The sequence below is a fragment of the Cyanobium sp. CH-040 genome (genome assembly GCF_024346135.1).
GTDB lineage: Bacteria > Cyanobacteriota > Cyanobacteriia > PCC-6307 > Cyanobiaceae > NIES-981.
Genome location: NZ_JAGQCJ010000003.1, coordinates 45,808 through 64,597, shown reverse-complemented (window position 1 = coordinate 64,597; position 18,790 = coordinate 45,808). Strand labels below are relative to the sequence as shown.

Below are 18,790 nucleotides of genomic sequence, written 5' to 3'. Positions count from 1 at the left end.
TGCCATAAGCATGGAACCAGCTGGTGACTGACGAGCCATGACCTCCCCGGTTGTTCACGTGACGGGGCCCACGAACGCCTGTCTGGCCGGTGGAGAACGTCGCCTTCTCCCTGCCGCCAAGGCGCTGCTGCGCTCCGCCGCCATCGCCCTGGCCCTGGTGGCGGTGGTGGGCTGTGGTCCCCGGCTGCCGCGGCAGGCCTCCGATCAGCAGCTGGCCGCTGAGGTGGAGCGCCGCTACGCCGCCTTCCGCCGGCGCCTGTTCCCCGCCGTGCCGGACATCAGCGTGGCTGACTGGCTCAGCGCCGGGCGGCCCGCCGGCTCCGGACGCCAGCGGCTGCTGGTGGATGTGCGCGACGCCCATGAGCAGGCGGTGTCGATGCTGCCCGGGGCAATCAGCCGCCAGGCCTTCGAGCGCGACCGGGAGCGCTACCGCGACCATCTGATCGTGCCCTACTGCACCATTGGCCTGCGCAGCGGTCTCTACGCCCAGGAGTTGATCGACCAGGGCTTCGCGGCCCGCAACCTGGCTGGCAGCGTTCTGGCCTGGGCCCATGCCGGTCAGCCCTTCGAGGCCGGCGGCCGATCCACCCGGCGGGTGCACGTGTACGGCGCCGACTGGAACCTGCTGCCCCGCGGCTACGAGCCCGTGCTGGAGCGCTGATCAGGCCTGCCCCGGCAGCCAGCGGCGCAGGAGCTGTTCCTGCTGCACCAGCCGGGCACGGTTCTCCTCGCTGGGATCGCAGGCGTAGCGCTGCTGCAGATCGTTGAGCAGGTGACGCATGCCCACCTGCTCCAGGGGGTGGCGGGCAACCGGCACCGGCTCCAGCTGCAGATCCTCCAGGCACACCTCCTCGAGCAGTTCCCAGCCGCTGCCGGTGGCGCCATGGATGCGGACCTCGCCGTCGGGCGGGGCATGGAAGGTGAGCAGTTCGAAGGGGAACACCACCCGCTCCAGGAAGAACTGTTCCGGGCCGCTGCAGCGCAGCACCACCATCACGTCCCTGGCGTTGCGGTAGCCGTAGGCGGGATGGCTGGAGCGCTCGGACGTCGCGTCCGGGGAGGTCGCGTCCGGGATGGAAGGCTGCCGGCGCGTCATGACGGGATCGGGCGAGGGGCCGGAACGTCGATCCTGCGGCTGTCGTCCCGGCGAAACCGTGTTCCACGGCACCGCCGCGGGCGAATGAGTGTTCCTACCTCCCCCGTCCCGGCAGAGACGCCGCGCCGGCTCAGCCCAGCTCCAGGCAGGCCAGCCCGTAGACGTCGGTAAGGGGCACCGCCGGAGCGCTGCCGCGGTACATGCGCAGGGTGCGCGAGAGCGGCCGGAAGCCCAGGTCCTCCAGCAGGGTCGCGGCGTGGGGATTGCCCGCCGGGGCATCGATCAGCACCACCCCTGGATGGCGCCGGATCAGCCCTGTGAGCAGCTGCCTGGCCAGGCCGGGGCTGTCCGCCAGCAGCGGGCCGATGCGCCAGCCCTCACCGCCCCGCAGCAGACAGGGACGGATCCGGCCGAAGCCGCGGCACTGCCCGCTCCCGTCCACCAGGGCCAGCACCGTTCCGGCTGGATGGGTCAGCCAGTCGGCCAGGAAATGGGGCCGGGGGCTCGGTTCGCGCTGGGCGTCGTAGGCCTGCACCGCCGGTGCCGGCACCGCCGCCCCCTGCAGCAGCCGGGCCGGCCCGTGCAGCACTGGTGCGGTGTCGCCGCCGGCACGGCCATCGCTGATCAGCTGCCAGCGGGTGGTGGTGGTGGCCGGCTCGAACCCCCAGCCCGCGTAGTCGTCCACCCGCTCCGGCGCCGCCTCGAGGCCGATGCAGGCCAGGTCGGCCAGGTGCTCGAGGGCATGCCGCCAGAGCTGTAGGCCGTAGCCGCGGCCGCGGTGCTCGGGCTTCACCAGGAACAGGCCCAGGAAGCCGTAGGCGGCGTTGTAGCGGACGCCGGCGATGCACCCCACCGGCTCCTGGCCCAGGCGGCCCACCCACAGTCCCTGGCGGTCGGTGTGCCGGTAGATGGCCACGTCGCCCGCCCCCGGCGCGAAGTTCTCCGCCCGGGCCCAGGCCGTCACCAGCGGGATGTCGCTGCGGCCGAGCGGGTGGATCTTCAGCCCCGAAGCCATCGTCAGCTGCATCGATCGCCAGCACCATGCCTAGGTCGGAACCAGGGCGACGTCATCGCCCAGGCTCGGCTCTCTCCCACCGACCACCGCTTCTAGACTTGCCCGTTCCGCAGGCCGCCCCATGCCCCCTGCCAAGAGCTCAGCGCCTGCCCGGGGGCGGCGGACTTCAGGCGATGCGCAGGCCCAGGAGATGGCGGCGCTGCGCACCCTCAACGGCGGCTCCCTGGAGGACGTGATCCGGGTGCGGGGCGCCCGCCAGCACAACCTCAAGAACGTCGATCTCACGATCCCGCGCAACCGCCTGGTGGTGTTCACCGGCGTGAGCGGCAGCGGCAAGAGCTCGCTGGCCTTCGACACGATCTTCGCCGAGGGCCAGCGCCGCTACGTCGAGAGCCTCTCGGCCTACGCGCGCCAGTTTCTGGGCCAGGTGGACAAGCCCGACGTGGATGCGATCGAGGGGCTGTCGCCGGCGATCTCGATCGACCAGAAATCCACCAGTCACAACCCCCGTTCCACCGTGGGCACGGTGACGGAGATCCAGGACTACCTGCGTCTGCTGTTCGGCCGCGCCGGTGAGCCCCACTGCCCGGAGTGCGACCGCTCGATCCGGCCCCAGTCGATCGACGAGATGGTGGACCAGATCCTCCGGCTGCCCGAGGGCACCCGCTACCAGCTGCTGGCGCCGGTGGTGCGCGGCAAGAAGGGCACCCACGTGAAGCTGCTCGGCGGCCTGGTGGCCGAGGGTTTCGCCCGGGTGCGCATCAACGGCGAGGTGCGCGAGCTGGCCGACAACATCGAGCTCGACAAGAACCACAGCCACCACATCGAGGTGGTGGTGGACCGGCTGGTGGCCCGGGAGGGCATCCAGGAGCGGCTCACCGATTCCCTGCGCACGGCCCTCAAGCGCGGCGATGGCCTGGCCCTGGTGGAGGTGGTGCCCAAGGCCGACGCGGAGCTGCCGGAGGGGGTGGAGCAGGAGCGGCTCTATTCGGAGAACTTCGCCTGCCCGGTGCATGGGGCGGTGATGGAGGAGCTCTCACCGCGCCTGTTTTCGTTCAACAGTCCCTACGGCGCCTGCGCCGACTGCCACGGCATCGGCCACCTGCGCAAGTTCACCGAGGAGCGGGTGATTCCCGATCCCAGCCTGCCGGTGTATGCCGCCGTGGCTCCCTGGGCGGAGAAGGACAACTCCTACTACTTCTCCCTGCTCTACTCGGTGGGTGAGGCCTTCGGCTTCGAGATCAAGACCCCCTGGAACCAGCTCACGGCGGAGCAGCAGGACGTGCTGCTCAACGGCTCCCGCGAACCGATCGCCATCCAGGCCGACAGCCGCTATCGCAAGGCGCAGACCTACGTGCGGCCCTTCGAGGGGATCCTGCCGATCCTGGAGCGCCAGCTGCGCGACGCCAGCGGTGAGTCGGTGCGCCAGAAGCTGGAGAAGTATCTGGAACTGGTGCCCTGCGCCAGCTGCCACGGGCTGCGACTCAAGCCCGAGGCCCTGGCGGTGCGGGTGGGGCCTTACCGCATCCATGAGCTCACCAGCAGCAGCGTGGGCGAGAGCCTGCGGCGGATCGAACAGCTGATGGGGGTGGGCGAGAGCGAGGGGGCCGAACCCCTGCTCAGCGCCCGCCAGATCCAGATCGGCGAGCTGGTGCTGCGCGAGATCCGCATGCGCCTGCGCTTCCTTCTGGATGTCGGTCTCGACTACCTGAGCCTTGATCGCCCGGCGATGACGCTCTCCGGCGGCGAAGCCCAGCGCATCCGCCTGGCCACCCAGATCGGCGCCGGCCTCACGGGGGTGCTCTACGTGCTGGATGAGCCGAGCATCGGCCTGCACCAGCGCGACAACGACCGCCTGCTCAACACCCTGATCAAGCTGCGCGACCTGGGCAACACCCTGATCGTGGTGGAGCACGACGAGGACACGATCCGCGCCGCCGACCACATCGTGGACATCGGCCCCGGCGCCGGCGTGCACGGCGGCCACATCGTGGCCGAGGGCGATCTGCAGGCCCTGCTTGCCGCGGACGACTCCCTCACCGGTGCCTACCTGAGCGGCCGGCGCACCATCCCCACCCCGGCCGAGCGGCGCAGCAGCGGTTCGCGCAGGCTCACCCTGGTGAACTGCCAGCGCAACAATCTCGCCGGCTTCGACGTGGAGATTCCCCTGGGCCGGCTGGTGTGCGTGACCGGGGTGAGCGGCAGCGGCAAGAGCACGCTGGTGAACGAGCTGCTGCACCCCGCTCTGGAGCACCAGCTGGGCCTGAAGGTGCCCTTCCCCACCGGCCTGGGGGAGCTGCGCGGCATCAAGGCGATCGACAAGGTGATCGTGATCGACCAGTCGCCGATCGGCCGCACGCCCCGCTCCAACCCGGCCACCTACACCGGCGCCTTCGATCCGATCCGCCAGGTGTTCGCCGCCACGGTGGAGGCCAAGGCGCGCGGCTACCAGGTGGGCCAGTTCAGCTTCAACGTCAAGGGCGGCCGCTGCGAGGCCTGCAGCGGCCAGGGGGTGAACGTGATCGAGATGAACTTCCTGCCCGATGTGTATGTGCAGTGCGACGTCTGCAAGGGCGCCCGCTACAACCGCGAGACCCTGCAGGTGAAGTACAAGGGCCACACCATCGCCGATGTGCTGGAGATGACGGTGGAGCAGGCCGCCGAGGTGTTCTCCGCCATTCCCCAGGCGGCCGACCGCCTGCGCACCCTGGTGGACGTGGGCCTGGGCTACGTGAGGCTGGGCCAGCCCGCGCCCACCCTCTCGGGCGGTGAGGCCCAGCGGGTGAAACTGGCCACGGAGCTCTCCCGCCGCGCCACCGGCAAGACCCTCTATCTGATCGACGAGCCCACCACCGGCCTGAGCTTCTACGACGTCCACAAGCTGATGGACGTGATGCAGCGGCTGGTGGACAAGGGCAACTCGATCCTGGTGATCGAGCACAACCTCGATGTGATCCGCTGCTCCGACTGGATCATCGACCTCGGCCCCGAAGGGGGCGACAAGGGCGGCCAGATCGTGACCTGCGGCACGCCGGAGGAGGTGGCAGCGCACCCCACCAGTCACACCGGGCGCTACCTGGCCCAGGTGCTGGCGCAGCATCCGCCCCTCTCCCTGGCGGCCTGAACCGCCACCAGCATCACCCAGTCCTGGTGTGCTGCTCAGGGTGAGCACTCCAGCGCTGGTGGCCGCGCTTAACCTGGCCCCAGGCGGCTGTCCAGCCCCGCCCTCCTCCGGATCGTCCGATGCCCGTCGGTTCCCCCGCGCGTCCCCTGCGGTCTCCGTCCGCCCCACGGCCCCCTGCCGCCGCTTCACCGGCCGCGCGGGCGGCAGCCGAGCCCGCCGCCCGTGTGCCCGCTGCCGGACCCCTTCTCTCCCGGCTGCGCCGGCTGGCTGACCTGCTGGTGCTGGAGCCGGTCGCCGCCCCGGAGCCTGGTCCCTTCGTGCACACCGCCGCCGTGCACACCACGGCTGATCTGGCGGCCTCCCTGGCCGGCATCACCGAGCTCAGCCGGGAGCAGGGCTTCAGCCGCGACCCGGAGACCCACTACGGCGATGGCGGCTGCAGCGCCTCGTATCACGTGGATCATCGCGATCTGCCGGTGTCGTTGAGCGTGAACTGCAACCCCCTGCGCCAGACGGTGGCCATCGCCGTCAGCGGGCTCGACTGCGATGACGCCTACCGCTGCTTCCGGGCCCTGGAGCGGGCTCTCTTCGGCGCCTGCTGACGGCCGAGCCTCCGGCACCCTGGGCCCCTGATCCCGGGCCCGGGCTGCCCCCTGGCACTGGTGCCCTGATGTGAGCATCCGTGAACAGGGCGACGTCGGCGTGGGCGATGTCGCCTGGGGCTGGAATCCCCTTGGCAACTGGGGGATTCACGTTTCCCGATCTGGGCCCGGTTCGGTGATGCCGCCGCCGGCGGCAGGACGGCTGCTGCGATCACGGCTACAAAGGAAGGATCCGTCTCCCTCCGCAGCCCGATCCCCTGAACGGAATCCCGCCTCTCCGGCAGCACCCATGGACAGCTCCCCCCAGGCAGGCCTCTACGTTCTGCATCTCCATCTGCACGGACTGTTCCGATCCCGTGACCTGGAGCTGGGGCGTGATCCCGACACCGGTGGCCAGACCACCTACGTCCTGGAACTGGCCCGTGCCCTGGCCGGCAGGCCGGAGGTGGAACGGGTGGACGTGGTCACTCGGCTGATCCGCGACCGGCGCGTGTCCGCCGACTACGCCAGACAGGAGGAGCGGATCGGCCCCGGCGCCACCATCCTGCGCATCCCCTTCGGTCCGCCGCGCTACGTGCGCAAGGAGCTGCTCTGGCCCCATCTCGATGAGCTGGCCGATGCCCTCGCCGAGCGCCTGCTCGCCCAGCCCCGGCGGCCCGACTGGATCCATGCCCACTACGCCGACGCCGGCTACGTGGGTGCCCTGCTGCAGCGCCGGCTGGGGATCTCCCTGGTGTTCACCGGCCATTCCCTCGGTCGCGAGAAGCGGCGCCGGCTGCTGGCCGCGGGCCTGGAGGCGGTGCAGATCGACGGCCAGTACGCCATGGCCCAGCGCATCGACGCGGAGGAACTGGCCCTGGCCCATGCCGCCCTGGTGGTGACCAGCACGCCCCAGGAAGGCGAGCAGCAGTACGCCCGCTATGGCCGCTTCCGCGCTGAGCGCGCCCGGGTGATTCCCCCGGGAGTGGACAGCCGTCAGTTCTTCCCGCCCCAGAACGGCGAGCGGGAAACGGCCGTGCAGGCCCTGATGGAACCCTTCCTGCGCGATCCGGCCAAGCCCCCGGTGCTGGCCATCTGCCGGGCCGACCGCCGCAAGAACATCCCGGCCCTGGTGGAGGTGTTCGGCCGCTCCGAGCATCTGCGGCGTCACCACAACCTGGTGCTGGTGCTCGGCTGCCGGGACGACCCCAGACAGCTCGACCGGCAGCAGCGTGAGGTGTTCCAGCAGGTGTTCGAGCTGGTGGACCGCTTCGATCTCTATGGGCACATCGCCTATCCCAAGCAGCACCAGCGCAGTCAGATTCCCGAGATCTACCGCTGGGCGGCGCGCCTGGGCGGGGTGTTCGTGAACCCTGCGCTCACCGAGCCCTTCGGGCTCACCCTTCTTGAGGCCGCCGCCAGCGGCCTGCCGGTGGTGGCCACCGACGACGGCGGCCCCCGCGACATCCTCGGCCGCTGTGAGAACGGCCTGCTGGTGGATGTGTCCGATCTCGACGCCCTGCAGAAGGCCGTGGAGGACGCCCTGGCCGAGCCGCGGCGCTGGCGCCGCTGGCGCGACAACGGCATCGAGGCGGTGAGCCGCTATTTCAGCTGGGACGCTCACGCCACCCGCTACCTGGGCGAGGCCCTGGCCGCCACGCGGGCGGCCGCCCGGCAGCGGCCTCCCCACTGGTTTCTGGAGGCGGTGGGAGAGGAGGTTGAGCCGGAGATCCCCCGGGTGCCGGAACGGCTGCTGGTGCTCGATCTCGACGTCAGCCTCGCCTCGCCGGACGAGGGCAGCCTGGCCGAGCTGCGCCATCGCCTCACGGCTGATCCGGAGCTGGGGATCGGTGTGGTGTCAGGCCGGGGCTTCGCGGCGGCCCGGCTCCGCTACGCCGAGCTCCATCTGCCGCGGCCCTGCGTGTGGATCACCGAGGCGGGTACGGAGATTCACTACAGCAGTGCCAGCGCGGACTGGCTCGACCGGCACTGGCAGGCGCACATCGGCCGCCAGTGGGACCGGCAGGGGGTGGAGGCCGCCATGGCGGAACTGGAGCCGCGCCTGCGCCGCCAGCCGGAAGCGGATCAGGGGGTCTTCAAGGTGAGCTACGCCCTCAGCGAACCCGATCAGGGGATCCTGCCGCTGGTGCGCCAGACCCTGCGCCACCACGGGCTGATGGCGCGTCCCCATCTGTTCCAGCACTGGTTCCTGGATGTGCTGCCCCTGGCGGCCTCCAAGACCGAAGCCCTGCGCTACGTGGCCCTGCGCTGGCAGCTGCCGCTCGCTTCGCTGCTGGTGGAAGCCAGCCAGCAGGGCGACGGGGACCTGCTGCGCGGCCTCATCCTGGGCGTGGTGCCGGGTGATCATGACCCGTCACTGGACCGGCTGCGGGGGCACCGCCGGGTGTTCTTTTCGCGCCGCCCCCAGGCCTGGGGCCTGCTGGAGGGTCTGGATCACCACCGCTTCCTGCGGCGTTGAACCCCCTTGTGGCGGCGTTCCCTTGCCGCGGGCGTCAGAAGTTGTAGACCGACCCGCTCTCCGTGCTGCGACTGCTGCTGCCGCCGCTGCCTCCATCGGCAGCCCAGGGTTCAGGGCTGAGGCGATCTGCGGACCAGTCCCCGGATTCAGCCCCTTCGCCGCCGGCCTGCTCGGCGGCGATCTGCTCGGGCGTGCGGCCGTACTGGGGGTTGGCGTCAGGCATCCAGAAGCTGAGGTCGTTGTACCAGTACAGCCGGCCCGGCAGCTGGCTGGCCGTGAGCTGGGTGCTGGCCATGGCCGTGAGCAGTTGCCCGAGTTCCAGCGGGGTGAGGTTGGTCTGGATGTCTTCGCCGGCGATCCTGAGCAGCTCGGGCAGGCGGGTGAGCGTGGTGGGCTCGCTGAGCTTGCGGAACACCTGCTCCAGCACCTGCCGCTGGCGAGCCATGCGGCCCAGATCGCCTTCGGGGTCGTTGCGGAACCGCAGGAAACCCTCCAGCTCCTCGCCCCTGAGCACCTGGGGTCCCGGGTAGAGGTCGATGTAGAGGCCCTGGGCGTCGTCCACGTAGTAGAGGCGCCGGGGCACGTCCACCTCCACGCCGCCGAGGGCGTCGGCGACCCGCTCCACCGCCTGCAGGTTCACCAGCAGGTAGCGGTCGATCGGCTCCTTCAGCAGGCCGCCGAGTTCGCGGCGGGCGCCGTCCATGCCGCCGAAGGCATAGAGGGCATTGGCCTTGAGCACCCCGTAGTGCTCCGATTCGACGTAGGTGTCACGCGGCACCTGGGTGACGCGGGTGGCCCCGTCCCTGATCTCCACGGTGAAGATCACATCGGTGTTGGCCCCCACCTTGTCGATCCCCATCACCAGGATCGGCTTTCCCGCCAGGGGCTGGATCGTGCCGGCGAGGTAGCTGGAGCTTCCCTTCAGGGCCGCCACCGCGCCGCTGAGAAGACCCGGCAGGGGTCCGGTGAGGCCGTAGCCGAGAACCAGCCCGAAGCTGAAGGGCAACAGGGACCATCTGCGACGCCTGCGGGCCGGGCGGAGCCGCACGCCCTTCTCCTGGGCGTTGGATGACGGTTTCGGCGCCGGCTGCTGGCCCATGGACACTCCTGGTCGGCGCACGATAAGGGCGCCCGGCCTGCCGCACCAGGCCTCAGGAGGCCACTACGCGAATCTGTCCGGCTGCGGCGTCGGCCCGGCGGCGGGCCTCGGCCTCGCTGGTCCCGCGGGCCAGGGCCACCCCCATGCGCCGGTGGGGTCTGGCGTCGGGTTTGCCGAACAGCAGCACCTGGGTCTCCGGTTCTTCCAGGGCCTCGGCCACACCCTCGAACGCCACCCGTTCGGCGGCTTGCTCGGCCAGGATCACCCGGCTGGCGGCGGGCCCGAGGCTCTCGATCCGTGGAATCGGCAGGCCCAGCACGGCCCTCAGGTGCAGCTCGAACTCGCTCAGGTTCTGGCCCATCAGGGTCACCAGGCCGGTGTCGTGGGGACGGGGTGAGAGCTCGGAGAACACCACCTCCTCCCCGCAGAGGAAGAACTCCACGCCGAAGATGCCGGCACCGCCGAGGTTGTCGGTGACGGCCCGGGCCATCGCCTGGGCCTGGGCCAGCTGGGCGTCGCCGAGGGCGGCCGGCTGCCAGCTGCACTGGTAGTCGCCCCGCTCCTGGATGTGGCCGATGGGCGGACAGAACAGGGTGGGGCCGCTCCACTGCTTCACCGTGAGCAGGGTGATCTCCAGCTGGAAGCGCAGGAATTCCTCCACGATCACCCGCGCTCCCGCGCCCCGGGCGCCGGCCATCGCCGTGTCCCAGGCGGCGGCGATTCCCTCCGGCCCCTGCACCACGCTCTGGCCCTTGCCCGAGGAGCTCATCACCGGCTTCACCACCACCGGCCAGCCCAGGGGCGCGGCGGCGGCGGCCAGCTCCTCGGCGCTCCCGGCGTAGGCGAACCGGGCGGTGCGCAGCCCCAGCTCGGTGGCCGCCAGATCACGGATGCGGTCGCGGTTCATGGTCACCGCCGTGGCCCGGGCGGTGGGGATCACGGTGATGCCCTCGGCCTCCAGCTCGGCCAGGGCATCCACTGCCAGGGCCTCGATCTCCGGGATCACCAGATCGGGCCGGTGGCGCCGCACCACCGCCCTGAGGGCATCCGGGTCGGTCATCGGGATCACCTCGGCCAGATCCGCCACCTGCATCGCCGGCGCACCGGCGTAGCGGTCCACGGCGATCACCCGGCAGCCCAGCCGCTGGGCCGCGATCGCCACCTCCTTGCCCAGTTCACCGCTGCCGAGCAGCATCAGGGTGCGCGGAAAGGCGGTGGCCATCGGTCGCGGCGGTGCGGCAGCGGCGATCCTCCCGCATCCCCGCCGGCCCTGCTAGAGAGGGCCGATCGGCGCGCACCCCAGATGCGAGGGCTCCCGGATCCAGCTCTGATCGGTCCAGGCGTGCCTGATCCAGGTGTGATCGCTCCGCTGCTGGCGTTCAGCACCGCAGGCGATGCGGCCGAGATGCTGCCCTTCGGGCTGGACATCAACACCCTGCAGACCTCGGTGCTGGTCTACCTGGGGCTGTCGTCGCTGGTCTTCGTGCTGGTGTGGGTGGTGGGCTATCTGCGCAGCCGCTGAGCCATCCCCCGCCCGGCTTCCTCACCCCTCGGCGATCCCACCGCTGGCGTTGCTGTCCGGATCGGAGCCCAGGAGGGTGAGCTGGCGCACCGGCGGTTCCTCGCTCACGAATCCATAGGACTCGAACACCGCCGGATCCGGGTGGGTGATGCGCGGCCCATCGCCGTGGCGCTCCAGGCGGAAGCCCTCGTCAGCCATGCGGCGCATCAGCGCCGCCGCCTCCTCGAAGCGTGCCGCCATCGCCTCCAGGCTGGCGCAGTCGGAGGTGAGGCCGGTTTCCCTCCAGGTGAAGTGGGCCATGGCGCAGGTTGGGCGTGCAGGTCGGGGGCCGTCAGGGCAGCAGTGCCAGCCCCAGAAGTACCAGTAGCAGGCTGGCGATCCAGAAACGGCTCACCACCTGCACCTCCGCCACTCCGCCCAGTTCGACGTGATGGTGGAGCGGGGCCATGCGGAACACGCGCCGCCCCTGGCCGTCCGGCCCCTTGGTGGCCTTGAACACCCACACCTGGATGATCACCGAGAGGGATTCGGCCAGGAACACCCCGCCCATCACCAGGAGGGGCCAGAGGCTGTTGGAGAGCAGGGCCACGGCGCTGAGGGCGGCACCCATCGCCAGCGAGCCGGTGTCGCCCATGAACAGGCGGGCCGGATTGCGGTTGTGGGCCAGGAAGCCCAGCCAGCAGCCGGCCATGGCGGTGCAGAAGGCGGCCAGGGCCGGATCGCCCCCGTGCCCCCGCAGCATCAGCTGCAGGCCCATGCCGGTGAACACCACGGCGCCGCAGCCGGCGGCCAGGCCGTCGAGGCCATCGGTGAGGTTGGTGGCGTTGCTCTCGGCCAGGAACACGAACAGCCCCAGGGGCCAGATCAGCAGGCCGAGGGGCAGCACCCAGCCCAGGGGCAGGGCCACGTCGCCGGGGCTGGCTCCCGCCAGCCACTGACCCTGGGCCGCCCAGATCAGGAACAGCAGGGCCGCGCCGGCCTGGAGCAGCAGCTTGCCCCGGGGCGAGAGGCCGGTGTTGGTGCGGCGGGTGAGGCTGCGCCAGTCATCCACCGCGCCCACGGCCATGTAGGCCAGGGTGACGGCCGCCACCGCCAGCAGCCGGGGATCGGCGGGGCTGATCAGGCCGCCCACGATCACCCCCACCGGCACCGCCAGCAGGCCGCCCATGGTGGGCGTGCCTGCCTTGCTGTGGTGGCCCTGAGGGCCTTCCTCGCGGATCACCTGGCCCAGCTTCAGCCGCCGCAGCCGGGGCACCCCCCAGGCCGTGACTGCCGCGCTCACCCCAGCCGCCACCAGCAGCGGCAGGGTGAGCATGGAGTTGGCCACCAGCCAGTCGCTCAGCAGACAGACGACCAGCAGCAGCACTGCCAGCAGCGCCGCCGCCCGCCGCCCGCCACCGGCCGGAGTCTCGCCCTGCGTCAGCACGGGATCAGTCTTCCCAGTCCTCGTCCTGCTGCTCGTCGTCCTTGTTGTAGTCCTCCTTCTCGCCCATCAGCGCCGAGAGTTCCTCCTCCTCCACGGTGCTCACATCCGTGGTGGCGCTCTCCTCATCGGCCACCAGGCGGCCGCTGGTCTCCAGCCAGCTCAGCAGGTCGGGCTCATCGCGCAGGGGCAGCACCGGCGCCGGCTCGTCCCGGTCGTAGCGGGTGAGGGAGGGGTTGACGCTCTCCAGACGGCTGAGGCTGGAGGGGGAGAGCTTGCTCATGCGGTCCGGCGTTCGTCAGGCTTGCGGGCAGGCTTTGGGGGCCAGGGGGACGGCGCAGTCGCCATCTCCGCTGCGACCCTCCACCCTAGACCCCCAGCATCCGGCCACTCCTCCCCGGTTCCCATGCCCCCGCCTGCCGCCTCCGGGCCCCCGCCCCCGCCCGCCCCGCCTCCCCCTGCCGAGCCGTTGCCCGCCGCCGCGGGCCCTGCCGGCGCCGCCGCAGTGGTGCGGCCCGTGCTGCGCCTCTGGGCCCTGGCCCTGGCCCTGAGCAGTGTGCTGGCGGCCGCCGGCGGGCGCTGGCCCCGGCCCCTGGTCCCCGACGCCGCCCTGGTGTGGAGCCTGGTGCTGGGCCCGCCCCTGCTGATGGCCCTCTGGCTGGCGGCCACCTGGCGTCTGCACCCCCAGGCGGCTGCCGGCGACAGGGGAGAATCGAGCGACCGAATCCAGGAACGGGATTGATGGGGCGTGCCAAGAAGGCGGTGCTGGCCTACTCCGGCGGGGTGGACACCAGTGTCTGCATCCCCTACCTGAAGAACGAGTGGGGCGTGGAGGAGGTGATCACCTTCGCCGCCGACCTGGGCCAGGGCGATGAGCTCGAGCCGATCCGCCGCAAGGCGCTCGATTCCGGTGCCAGCCAGTCGATCGTGGGGGATCTGCTCGAGCCCTTCATCGGCGAGTTCGCCTTCCCGGCGATCCGTGCCAACGCCCTCTATCAGGGCCGCTACCCCCTCTCCACCGCCCTGGCCCGGCCGCTGATCGCCCGCCGCCTGGTGGAGATCGCCCGGGAGGTGGGTGCCGACGCGGTGGCCCACGGCTGCACCGGCAAGGGCAACGACCAGGTGCGCTTCGATGTTGCCATCGGCGCCCTGGCGCCGGATCTGAAAGTGCTCACCCCGGCGCGGGAGTGGGGCATGAGCCGCGAGGAGACGATCGCCTACGGCGAGCGCTGCGGCATCCCCTCGCCGGTGAGCAGGAAGTCGCCCTATTCGATCGACCTCAACCTGCTGGGCCGCTCGATCGAGGCCGGACCCCTGGAGGATCCCGACGTGGAGCCCCCCGAGGAGATCTATGCCCTCACCGTGAGCGTGGATGCCGCTCCCGATCAAGCCCAGGTGGTGGAGATCGGCTTCGAGCAGGGCAATCCCGTGAGCCTCGACGGCGTGCGCCTCGATCCGGTGAGCCTGATCCGCCGCGCCAACGAGCTGGCCGGTGCCCACGGCTTCGGCCGGCTCGACATGATCGAGGACCGGGTGGTGGGCATCAAGAGCCGCGAGATCTATGAAACTCCGGGCCTGCTGCTGCTGATCAGGGCCCACCAGGAGCTCGAGAGCCTCACCCTGGCGGCCGACGTGCTGCGCAGCAAGCGTCAGCTGGAGCAGCAGTGGGCCGATCTGGTGTATCAGGGCCTGTGGTTCGGCGCGCTCAAGGACGCCATCGACGGCTTCATCGAACGCACCCAGCGCACGGTGAACGGCACGGTGCGGATCAGGCTGCACAAGGGCAACGCCACGGTGGTGGGCCGCAGCAGCGCCAGCGACAGCCTCTACGTGCCCGACATGGCCACCTACGACGCCGGTGACCGGTTCGACCACCGCGCCGCCGAGGGGTTCATCTACGTGTGGGGTCTGCCCACGCGCCTCTGGGCTGCCCGTCAGCGCGGGGGTTGACCGACGCCGAAGGCGTGCCGCAGGTTGCGGGCCCACCCCCGCTGGCGGGGTGGTGAGGAGACCGCCGCCTCCGCGTCGTGGGTGGCGGCCGGCATCAGGCTGCCGGCGATCGGCAGACCGCCCGGCTGCAGCTGGCGCAGCTGTTCACGCAGGCCCTCGTTGCCGTGCAGCAGCCGCTCCTTCTGCTCCAGCAGCGGCCTGAGGCGGTTCTCGAACTTGCTCTCGAAGATGCGCGGCAGGTCGTCCAGGAGAGCGCGCATCGCCGCCAGTTCCTCGCGGCAGGCGGCCAGTTCCTTTTCCAGGGACTCCCGCTTCCAGGCCTGCTGGTGGGAGGCCAGCAGGGCGTCGGCGGCATCGGCCTGGGTGCCACTGGCGCCCGCGCCCCGATCCTCTGGCCAGTGGGGAGCCGGGGGCATGGTCCCGGCATCCGCAGTGGCTCCCGGGGAGTCGCTCCTCAGGGAGCCGCTCCCCGGGAATCGGTTCCCTGAGGAGCGGCTCCCTGACGAGCCTTGACCGGAGGATTGGTCCGCCTGCATGTCCTGAGGGTAGGCGGAAACCGGTTTCTCAGGCCTGCTCGGGCTGGGGTTCGCTGCCGGCGCTGACGGCCGCGGGGATGGAGCGGGGCGGCGGCATCGGTCCGTCCTGCTTGACCGTGAGGTAACGGATCACGTCCTCCGAGAGGCGCATCGCCCGCTCCAGGGGAGCCACCTGCTGACCATCACCGTTGTGGTTCAGCTGCACGTAGATGCCTTCGCGGTGCTTGGCGATCGGGTAGGCCAGACGGCGCTTGCCCCGCATCTGGCAGTCCAGCACGTCACCGCCGGCGTCCACCACCAGGTCGCGGTAGCGGTTCACGTGGGTTTCGACTTCCTCCTCCGGAATGTCGGGGCGAAGGATGTACATCGTTTCGTAATAGGGCTGCGTCATGGTCGCCTGTGGGACGGGCCGATGGGCGTTGCCCACCAGCGACGGATCGACCAACCTATCCCAGCGCCCGCGCCTGCACCCGGTCCGGGTCAGTAGAGCTGCATGCGCACCGCCTCCGAGAGGCTGGGGATGTCCGCCTCCTGGCCCCGCAGGCTCTGCACCACCCCGAACAGCACCAGCAGCAGGGCCCCGAGAAACACCGTGTTGCTGAGGGTGCGGACTGCGAAGCCGCCGGCCAGGGGCGCCAGCAGCACGCTGAAGGCCAGGGTGAGCAGGATCAGCAGGATGTCGATCAGGATCGCCTGCAGCACGTTGAAGCGGATCAGGTAGGGCACCCGGCCGTTGCGCACCACCGCCAGGAACAGCACCAGGAAGATCACGAAGCCGCCGAAGGGCACCGCCTGCTGCAGCAGCAGCAGGGGCAGGGCCGGCAGGCTCAGCCACTGCAGCGGCGGAAACAGGCCGAACAGGCTGCGGCCGAAGCCCAGGGCATCGCTCCAGGGCAGCACGTAGGCGAGGGCGGCCAGCAGGCGCTGCCAGATCGGGGGGCCTTGCATTGCTGCCGGGATCATTGCCGCTCAGGCTAGGGACCGGGGCCGGCATGGCCCGGCGTTCAGCTCCCGAGGGCCGCGGCGGCCGCGGCGCGCATCGCCTCCACCGGCACGTCCGGCCGGCCGCTCCACAGGCGCAGGGAGGCCGCCCCCTGCTGCACGAGCATCTCCAGCCCGTCGAGCACCGGGCAGCCCCGCGCGGCCGCCGCCCGCAGCAGCGCCGTGGGGCGTGGTGTGTAGATCAGGTCGTACACAGTGGCGCCGGAGGGCAGGGCATCGAGCTGGGTGGCGCTCAGGGGGCAGCGCTCAGCGGCGCCGGGATCGGAGCTGGCGGCCATGCCCACCGGGGTGGTGTTCACCAGCAGGGCGGCCTGGCCCAGGGCCCCATCCAGCTCCTGCCAGTCCAGGCCCCGCAGCTGGGGGGCCCAGGCACGGCAGCTGGCCACGAACCCCGCCACGGCTTCCGCCCGCCGCCCGCTGACGGTGATGGCGTCCATCCCCAGCTCCACCAGGGCCGCCACCACGGCCCGGGCGCTGCCGCCGCAGCCCAGCACCACCGCCTGACGGCCGCTCCAGGTCGCCGTCCCGCCGCCGGTCCGCAGGGGCGCCAGGAAGCCCTCCACGTCGGTGTTGGTGCCGCGCCAGCCGCCGCCGGCCAGGGGCACGAGGGTGTTCACGGCGCCCAGCCGCTCGGCCAGGGGACTGAGCTCCCGGCACAGCGCCGCCACGGCCTGCTTGTGGGGAATGGTCACGTTGAGGCCGCGGCAGCCCAGCGCCGCCAGCCCCTCCACCGCCGCCGCCAGCCGGTCGGCGGGGGCCGGCAGGGCCAGATAGACCCAGTCGAGCCCCAGGGCGGCGAGGGCGGCGTTGTGCATCACCGGGGAGAGGGAGTGGCGCACCGGATCGCCCAGCACCCCCACCAGGGCGGTGGCGGCGGTGATCGGCTGGGCCATGGCGGCGGCGGTGGCGATGTGGCCGAACCGTAGGCCTCGGTTCGGGAGCTGTTCGGGAACCACCCCTCGCCCCGCAAGGGCTCCGCTGCTGAGGATGCACCCATCGAATCAGTCACCACGAGGAGGTGGGACCCCATGGGCAAGGTTGTTGGCATCGATCTCGGCACCACGAACAGCTGTGTGGCCGTGATGGAGGGCGGCAAGCCCACGGTGATCGCCAACGCCGAAGGGTTCCGCACGACCCCCTCGGTGGTGGCCTACACCAAGAACCAGGACCAGCTGGTGGGCCAGATCGCCAAGCGCCAGGCGGTCATGAACCCCGAGAACACCTTCTATTCCGTCAAGCGCTTCATCGGCCGCCGCGTCGATGAGGTGAACGAGGAATCCAAGGAGGTGAGCTATGCGGTGGAGAAGTCCGGCGCCAACGTGAAGGTGAAGTGCCCGGTGCTCAACAAGCAGTTCGCCCCGGAGGAGGTGAGCGCCCAGGTGCTGCGCAAGCTGGCCGAGGACGCCGGCAAGTATCTCGGTGAGACCGTCACCCAGGCGGTGATCACCGTGCCCGCCTACTTCAACGACTCCCAGCGCCAGGCCACCAAGGACGCCGGCAAGATCGCCGGCCTCGAGGTGCTGCGCATCATCAACGAGCCCACCGCCGCGGCGCTGGCCTACGGCCTCGACAAGAAGAGCAACGAGCGCATCCTGGTGTTCGACCTCGGCGGCGGCACCTTCGACGTGTCGGTGCTGGAGGTGGGCGACGGCGTGTTCGAGGTGCTCTCCACCTCCGGCGACACCCACCTGGGCGGCGACGATTTCGACAAGGTGATCGTCGACCACCTGGCCGACACCTTCAAGGCCAACGAGGGCATCGATCTGCGCCAGGACAAGCAGGCCCTGCAGCGCCTCACCGAGGCCGCCGAGAAGGCCAAGATCGAGCTCTCCAGCGCCACCCAGAGCGAGATCAACCTGCCGTTCATCACGGCCACCCCCGAGGGCCCCAAGCACCTCGATCTCACCCTCACCCGCGCCAGGTTCGAGGAGCTGGCCAGCAAGCTGATCGACCGCTGCCGCGTGCCGGTGGAGCAGGCCCTCAAGGACGCCAAGCTCTCCTCCGCCGAGCTCGACGAGATCGTGATGGTGGGTGGTTCCACCCGCATTCCGGCGGTGCTGGAGCTGGTGAAGCGCATCACCGGCAAGGACCCCAACCAGACCGTCAACCCCGACGAGGTGGTGGCCGTGGGTGCCGCCATCCAGGGCGGTGTGCTCGCCGGTGAGGTGAAGGACATCCTGCTGCTGGACGTCACGCCGCTGTCGCTCGGCGTGGAGACCCTGGGCGGCGTGATGACCAAGATGATCACCCGCAACACCACCATCCCCACCAAGAAGACCGAGGTGTACTCCACCGCGGTGGATGGGCAGACCAACGTGGAGATCCACGTGCTCCAGGGCGAACGCGAGATGGCCAGCGACAACAAGTCGCTCGGCACCTTCCGCCTCGACGGCATTCCGCCGGCGCCCCGCGGCGTGCCCCAGATCGAGGTGACCTTCGACATCGACGCCAACGGCATCCTCAGCGTGACCGCCAAGGACAAGGGCAGCGGCAAGGAGCAGAGCATCTCGATCACCGGCGCCTCCACCCTGAGCGAGAACGAGGTGGAGAAGATGGTCAAGGACGCGGAGGCCAATGCCGCCGCCGACAAGGAGAAGCGCGAGCGCGTCGACCTCAAGAACCAGGCCGAAACCCTCATCTACCAGGCCGAGAAGCAGCTCGGCGAGCTCGGCGACAAGGTGGGCGCCGAGGACAAGGCCAAGGTGGAGGCCTCCAGCGCCAAGCTCAAGGAGGCCCTGGAGAAGGAGGACTTCGACACCATCAAGGGCGAGCTGGAAACCCTCCAGCAGGCCCTCTACGCCGCCGGTGCCGCGGTGTACCAGCAGGCCGCCGGGGCGGAGGCCGCCGCCGGTGGTGCTCCGGGCGGCAACGGTGCCGGCGGGGAGGCCGGCAGCACCGCCGGCAGCGATGACGTCATCGACGCCGAGTTCACCGAGAGCAAGTGAGCGCGCCCCCGCTCACCG

The 18,790-nt window shown here is 70.8% G+C and carries 19 protein-coding genes; 8 read left to right on the top strand and 11 right to left on the bottom strand.

Annotated elements, in window-relative coordinates:
* Positions 1-37: 37 nt before the first annotated feature.
* Entirely contained in the window at positions 38-661 is a 624-nt protein-coding gene (locus KBY90_RS04275; protein ID WP_254967234.1) for a rhodanese-like domain-containing protein, read from the top strand.
* Here the strand turns inward: KBY90_RS04275 and KBY90_RS15150 are convergent, their stop codons facing one another.
* A complete protein-coding gene (locus KBY90_RS15150) occupies positions 662-1,096 on the bottom strand; it encodes a DUF1830 domain-containing protein (RefSeq protein WP_396122525.1) in 435 nt (144 codons plus the stop codon).
* Positions 1,097-1,226: 130 nt separating this feature from the next.
* Positions 1,227-2,111 carry a GNAT family N-acetyltransferase gene (locus KBY90_RS04265; protein WP_254967369.1) on the bottom strand — a complete coding sequence of 295 codons (885 nt, stop codon included), beginning with the start codon at positions 2,109-2,111 and terminating at the stop codon, positions 1,227-1,229.
* Between the two features lie 190 nt (positions 2,112-2,301).
* On the opposite strand from KBY90_RS04265, the gene uvrA reads away from it, so the two are divergent.
* The 3 genes from uvrA to KBY90_RS04250 all read left to right on the top strand — a co-directional run bounded on the left by uvrA (position 2,302) and on the right by KBY90_RS04250 (position 8,295).
* Complete coding sequence (gene uvrA / locus KBY90_RS04260) at positions 2,302-5,235, top strand: excinuclease ABC subunit UvrA (protein ID WP_254967368.1); 2,934 nt, start codon at positions 2,302-2,304, stop codon at positions 5,233-5,235.
* A gap of 224 nt (positions 5,236-5,459) precedes the next feature.
* Complete coding sequence (locus KBY90_RS04255) at positions 5,460-5,837, top strand: hypothetical protein (RefSeq protein WP_254967233.1); 378 nt, start codon at positions 5,460-5,462, stop codon at positions 5,835-5,837.
* Between the two features lie 289 nt (positions 5,838-6,126).
* Positions 6,127-8,295, top strand: coding sequence for an HAD family hydrolase (locus tag KBY90_RS04250; RefSeq protein ID WP_254967232.1), 2,169 nt, complete (start codon positions 6,127-6,129; stop codon positions 8,293-8,295).
* Between the two features lie 34 nt (positions 8,296-8,329).
* Here the strand turns inward: KBY90_RS04250 and KBY90_RS04245 are convergent, their stop codons facing one another.
* Complete coding sequence (locus KBY90_RS04245) at positions 8,330-9,301, bottom strand: LCP family protein (protein WP_254967231.1); 972 nt, start codon at positions 9,299-9,301, stop codon at positions 8,330-8,332.
* A 145-nt stretch (positions 9,302-9,446) separates the two neighbouring features.
* On the bottom strand, positions 9,447-10,616 hold the full coding sequence (gene purT, locus KBY90_RS04240; protein WP_254967230.1) for a formate-dependent phosphoribosylglycinamide formyltransferase: 1,170 nt from the start codon (positions 10,614-10,616) through the stop codon (positions 9,447-9,449).
* A gap of 120 nt (positions 10,617-10,736) precedes the next feature.
* Between purT and KBY90_RS04235 the strand changes: the two genes are divergently transcribed.
* On the top strand, positions 10,737-10,916 hold the full coding sequence (locus tag KBY90_RS04235; RefSeq protein ID WP_254967229.1) for a cytochrome B6: 180 nt from the start codon (positions 10,737-10,739) through the stop codon (positions 10,914-10,916).
* A 21-nt stretch (positions 10,917-10,937) separates the two neighbouring features.
* Here KBY90_RS04235 and KBY90_RS04230 read toward each other — a convergent pair whose 3' ends face one another.
* Genes KBY90_RS04230 through KBY90_RS04220 form a run of 3 tightly spaced genes read right to left on the bottom strand, consistent with a single transcriptional unit; the run spans position 10,938 to position 12,622 of the window.
* Positions 10,938-11,216 carry a hypothetical protein gene (locus KBY90_RS04230; RefSeq protein WP_254967228.1) on the bottom strand — a complete coding sequence of 93 codons (279 nt, stop codon included), beginning with the start codon at positions 11,214-11,216 and terminating at the stop codon, positions 10,938-10,940.
* Between the two features lie 31 nt (positions 11,217-11,247).
* Positions 11,248-12,342 (bottom strand): phospho-N-acetylmuramoyl-pentapeptide-transferase, encoded by a 1,095-nt coding sequence (gene mraY, locus KBY90_RS04225; protein ID WP_254967227.1) that lies wholly within the window; start codon positions 12,340-12,342, stop codon positions 11,248-11,250.
* Positions 12,343-12,346: 4 nt separating this feature from the next.
* Complete coding sequence (locus KBY90_RS04220) at positions 12,347-12,622, bottom strand: DUF3134 domain-containing protein (protein WP_254967226.1); 276 nt, start codon at positions 12,620-12,622, stop codon at positions 12,347-12,349.
* Between the two features lie 123 nt (positions 12,623-12,745).
* Here KBY90_RS04220 and KBY90_RS04215 point away from each other — a divergent pair, with 123 nt between their 5' ends.
* Both KBY90_RS04215 and KBY90_RS04210 read left to right on the top strand, forming a co-directional pair.
* Positions 12,746-13,081, top strand: a complete 336-nt coding sequence (locus tag KBY90_RS04215; protein ID WP_254967225.1) for a hypothetical protein — start codon at positions 12,746-12,748, stop codon at positions 13,079-13,081.
* Positions 13,081-14,289, top strand: a complete 1,209-nt coding sequence (locus KBY90_RS04210; RefSeq protein WP_254967224.1) for an argininosuccinate synthase — start codon at positions 13,081-13,083, stop codon at positions 14,287-14,289. The genes KBY90_RS04215 and KBY90_RS04210 overlap by 1 nt, the downstream gene beginning before the upstream one ends.
* Here the strand turns inward: KBY90_RS04210 and KBY90_RS04205 are convergent.
* The 4 genes from KBY90_RS04205 to KBY90_RS04190 form a co-directional block, all read right to left on the bottom strand.
* Positions 14,274-14,705, bottom strand: a complete 432-nt coding sequence (locus KBY90_RS04205; protein WP_254967223.1) for a hypothetical protein — start codon at positions 14,703-14,705, stop codon at positions 14,274-14,276. The two genes, KBY90_RS04210 and KBY90_RS04205, sit on opposite strands and share 16 nt — an antisense overlap.
* Before the next feature lie 148 nt (positions 14,706-14,853).
* Entirely contained in the window at positions 14,854-15,216 is a 363-nt protein-coding gene (gene rpsF, locus KBY90_RS04200) for a 30S ribosomal protein S6 (RefSeq protein WP_254967222.1), read from the bottom strand.
* A gap of 89 nt (positions 15,217-15,305) precedes the next feature.
* Positions 15,306-15,773, bottom strand: a complete 468-nt coding sequence (locus KBY90_RS04195; protein ID WP_254967220.1) for a Tic20 family protein — start codon at positions 15,771-15,773, stop codon at positions 15,306-15,308.
* Between the two features lie 56 nt (positions 15,774-15,829).
* The gene (locus KBY90_RS04190; protein ID WP_254967219.1) at positions 15,830-16,720 is read right to left on the bottom strand and encodes a shikimate dehydrogenase; all 891 of its coding nucleotides are present in this window, start codon (positions 16,718-16,720) and stop codon (positions 15,830-15,832) included.
* 135 nt (positions 16,721-16,855) lie between these two features.
* Here KBY90_RS04190 and dnaK point away from each other — a divergent pair, with 135 nt between their 5' ends.
* Positions 16,856-18,772: a molecular chaperone DnaK gene (dnaK, locus tag KBY90_RS04185; protein WP_254967218.1), complete on the top strand. Its 1,917-nt coding sequence runs from the start codon at positions 16,856-16,858 to the stop codon at positions 18,770-18,772.
* Positions 18,773-18,790 lie beyond the last annotated feature (18 nt).